Annotated in this window: 5 protein-coding genes; all 5 read left to right on the plus strand. The window is 60.6% G+C overall.

The features are described 5' to 3' along the window. Positions 1-369 (plus strand): hypothetical protein (locus tag AHiyo1_RS03015; protein WP_059387581.1); only part of this gene is annotated, 369 nt, incomplete at its 5' end. Positions 370-434: 65 nt separating this feature from the next. Beyond that, the gene (locus AHiyo1_RS03020) at positions 435-845 is read left to right on the plus strand and encodes a pilus assembly protein TadG-related protein (protein ID WP_059387582.1); all 411 of its coding nucleotides are present in this window, start codon (positions 435-437) and stop codon (positions 843-845) included. A 67-nt stretch (positions 846-912) separates the two neighbouring features. Then, positions 913-2,027 (plus strand): peptide chain release factor 2 gene (gene prfB / locus AHiyo1_RS03025; RefSeq protein WP_284988451.1). Its coding sequence is split into 2 segments (ribosomal slippage): positions 913-1,474 and positions 1,474-2,027, totalling 1,116 coding nucleotides; the frame shifts between segments, so codons are not numbered across the junction. A 169-nt stretch (positions 2,028-2,196) separates the two neighbouring features. After that, positions 2,197-2,961, plus strand: coding sequence for a cell division ATP-binding protein FtsE (gene ftsE, locus AHiyo1_RS03030; RefSeq protein WP_059387583.1), 765 nt, complete (start codon positions 2,197-2,199; stop codon positions 2,959-2,961). Beyond that, entirely contained in the window at positions 2,958-3,872 is a 915-nt protein-coding gene (gene ftsX / locus AHiyo1_RS03035; RefSeq protein ID WP_059387584.1) for a permease-like cell division protein FtsX, read from the plus strand. The genes ftsE and ftsX overlap by 4 nt, the downstream gene beginning before the upstream one ends. Positions 3,873-3,995: the final 123 nt, after the last annotated feature.

A 3,995-nucleotide genomic window follows, 5' to 3' on the forward strand; every position in this document is an offset into this window, starting at 1 on the left:
CTCCTACTCATGGTTCCCGTGGTCTATTTCATCGTCACTATTGGACAGATCCAGGGCGGTTCCTTCGCCGTCGTGGGGGCAGCGGACCAAGCCGCCAAGGTCTATGTCATGCAGAAGGACACCTCCCAAGGGCGCGTCGCCGCTGAACAGGCTGCCCTTCTGGCCCTTGCCGACTATGGCCATTCCGCGGAGCGGGCAAATGTCGACGTCGCGTGCGACCGCGGCGATTGCCTGTCCGCCGGCGCTGCTGTGACGGTGACGGTCAAGCTCACGGTGCCGTTGCCCATGCTGCCCTTTGGAGACACCCTGAATCTGGACGCCGCGAATCTGAGTGCGTCGGCTACGCAAATCGTCGGGCGGTTCCGGTGAGAGGTCTTCCCGCGAAGACGGACATCCTGCTATCCCGAAAATCAGAGGCGGAAGGCGGCCATTTGATGGTCTTGACCATCGGCTATGTCGTGGTCGCGTTATTGCTTGCAACGGTCGTTGCTGCGGCCTCGGCCATCTACATCGAACATAAGAAGCTCCTCTCCGTGGCGGACGGAGCTTCTGTGGCGGCCGCGGACAGCTATGCCCTCGGCCAAGTGGACAGCGGCGCCGAAACGCCGTCGGCCGTCCTCAACAGCGCGCGGGTAAGAGGTATTACCGAGTCATACCTCAGCCAAAACGGCGCCCATTCACGGTTCGATCAACTTGCCGTCGGCCCGGGTACCGGGAGTCCGGACAACACCACGGCCGAAGTGGTGCTCAGCGCGGTTGCCCATCCGCCTGTGGTCAGCTTTCTGCTTCCCGACGGTGTTCCGATCGAAGCCCGTTCCACTGCGCGTTCCCGGCTGACCCGCTGATTTTCAAGCGTCACACGTCCAGGCTCCGTGCCAAGGCCGTCAACGGATGGCGTACTCTGGAACAACCATGGCTCAGATTGACTTTCCCGCAGAAATCCGCGCGCTTCGCTCCACTTACCGCTCCATCGAACAGGTTTCCGATGTCGAGAAGCTCAAGGAAGAGATCGCAGAACTGAGCGAGCGGGCTGGTGAACCGAACCTCTGGGACGATCCAGCTGCCGCCCAGGTAATTACGTCCAAGTTGTCCCACCGGCAGTCGGAGCTTGAACGGTTGAACAGGCTGACGGGCCGCATCGACGATCTTGAGGTCCTTGTCGAGCTCGGCCAGGACGAGGACGACGACGCCTCCATGGTGGAGGCGGCCACGGAACTCGAATCAATCCGTAAGGCCCTCAAGGAACTTGAAGTGGTTACCCTGCTCTCGGGCGAATACGACGAACGCGAGGCCGTCGTCACGATTCGTGCGGGCGCCGGCGGTGTTGATGCGGCGGACTTCGCCGAAATGCTCATGCGCATGTACCTGCGCTGGGCAGAACGCCATGGCTACCCGACTACCGTGATGGACACCTCGTACGCCGAAGAGGCCGGCCTCAAATCGGCTACTTTCGAGGTCAAAGCGCCGTACGCTTCGGTACCCTCAGCGTCGAAGCCGGGACGCACCGGCTTGTCCGGATCAGCCCGTTCGACAACCAGGGACGGCGACAGACGTCCTTTGCCGCCGTCGAAGTCATCCCGCTCATTGAGCAGACCGACTCGATCGACATTCCGGACAACGAGATCCGCGTCGATGTCTTCCGCTCTTCCGGCCCTGGCGGGCAGTCCGTCAACACGACGGACTCCGCAGTACGTTTGACCCACATCCCCACAGGGATTGTCGTCTCCATGCAGAACGAGAAGTCCCAGTTGCAGAACCGCGCAGCCGCGATGCGCGTGCTCCAATCAAGGCTCCTCCTCCTGAAAAAGGAGCAGGAAGATGCTGAGAAGAAGGCATTCGCAGGTGACGTGAAGGCATCGTGGGGGGACCAGATGCGTTCGTATGTGCTCAATCCATACCAGATGGTCAAAGACTTGCGGACTGAGCACGAAGTGGGCAACACGTCTGCGGTGTTCGACGGCGACATCGACGACTTCATTGACGCAGGGATTCGCTGGCGCACAGGTAACCGCAACGCCGAGGGATAAGCGCCCGGGCTGATTACTTGATTGGGCGACACACCGCGCCAAGCCCGCGATTCCATCGCGGAGCGTGCGTATAGTCGAAGAGCCGGCGCTCAACTTCCCCCAATGAAAGCCCGTGCGCTGGCGGTTGGACTGGTCGAACGTGGCATGTCCGGCGGGGTTCTGAAGAGTCATGATCCGATTTGAGAATGTCACCAAGGTCTACGACCCCAATGCCCGTCCGGCGCTGGATGCTGTCAACCTTGAGATTGACCGTGGAGAATTCACCTTCCTCGTCGGGGCCTCGGGTTCCGGCAAGTCGACGTTTCTACGACTCATTCTGAAGGAAGACCGGGCAACATCCGGTTCCGTCTACGTCGCGGGCCAGAACGTGGCCAACATTTCAAGCTGGCGGGTCCCCAAACTTCGCCGCGGAATCGGTGTCGTTTTCCAAGACTTCCGCCTGTTGCCGCAGAAGAATGTCTTCGCCAACGTTGCCTTCGCCATGCAGGTGATCGGAAAAAGCCGCAGCATCATCCGCGAGACGGTTCCGGAAGTGCTGAAGACTGTTGGGCTTGAAGGCAAGGAACGTCGCATGCCGCATGAGCTGTCCGGTGGTGAGCAGCAGCGCGTGGCCATCGCCCGCGCCGTCGTCAACCGTCCCGGCATCCTGCTGGCGGACGAACCCACCGGAAACCTGGACCCCATTACCTCGATGGGCATTATGGGCGTTCTCGACAAGATCAACCAGAACGGCACCACTGTGGTCATGGCGACGCACGACGACGACATTGTGAACGAGATGCGCAAGCGCGTGGTGGAGCTCCGGAACGGAGTGGTGGTCCGCGATGAGGCAAGGGCCCTCTACACCTCGATGATTCCGGTAGTGGGAGAGTCCCGGCGGATGAAGGACGCGAGCGATGCGGAAATCGACCGCGCGCAGGGGGTCCAGCAGTGAGGCTCGCTTTTATCCTGGGCGAGATCGGCAGCGGTCTGCGCCGGAACCTGTCAATGGTGATTTCCGTCGTCCTGGTGACTTTTGTCTCGCTCACCTTTGTTGGTGCGGCCGGAATGCTGCAGATGCAGATCAACCAGATGAAGGGCTACTGGTATGACAAAGTCCAGGTCGCCATCTTCCTCTGCAACGACTCCTCGACGTCGACCGGATGTGCCTCGGGTGCGGTCACCAAGGAGCAGCAGGCCAATCTGGCCAAAATGCTCGATTCGCCGGCTGTCAAGCAGTACATCACCGACTACCAGTTCGAATCGCAAGCCGATGCGTTCAAGCACTTCAAGGAACAGTTCTCCAACTCTCCGATCGTTGATTCGGTAACCCAGGACCAGCTTCCTTCGTCTTTCCGAATCAACATGAAGGACCCCCAGAAGTACCAGATCATCAGCGAAACGTTCTCGTCCCAGGCCGGGGTGGAGACCGTGAGCGATCAGCGCCAGGTCCTTGAACGGATCTTTGAGTGGATGAACGGTGCCTCTGTGGCGGCAATGGTGGTGGCGGGAGTCATGATCTTCTGTGCAGTCCTGCTTATCACCACGACCATCAGGTTGTCCGCGTTCAGCCGGCGACGGGAGACAGGCATCATGCGCCTCGTTGGAGCATCGAAGACCGTCATCCAACTGCCGTTCATCCTCGAAGGCGTCATCGCCGCCGTCGTGGGTGCAGTCCTGGCCTCAGGCACACTGTGGCTGGTGGCCCAGTTCTGGCTCAACGGAGACTTGTCGCGGCAGTTCCTGAACACTCCGTTTATTTCCTCGACCCAGGTACTCGTGATTGCGCCGGTCCTGATAGCGTTGGGCGGTGGCTTGGCCGGGATATCGTCGCTCCTGACCCTCCGCCGATATCTCAAGGTCTAGCCATGAAGAGCAAAGATCCCGGGCGAACAGGACAGCCGATGACACGGAAGTACCAGGCTGCGCTGCAGCTGCGCAAAGTGAGCGGCCGGGCGAAGGTCGCCGGCTCCGTGCTGGGCCATTGCG

The sequence above is a fragment of the Arthrobacter sp. Hiyo1 genome (genome assembly GCF_001263615.2).
Classification (GTDB): domain Bacteria; phylum Actinomycetota; class Actinomycetes; order Actinomycetales; family Micrococcaceae; genus Arthrobacter.

Coding starts and splice junctions, on each gene's coding strand:
- AHiyo1_RS03020 (WP_059387582.1), top strand. CDS start 435: ATGGTCTTGACCATCGGCTATGTCGTGGTCGCGTTATTGCTTGCAACG.
- ftsE (WP_059387583.1), top strand. CDS start 2,197: ATGATCCGATTTGAGAATGTCACCAAGGTCTACGACCCCAATGCCCGT.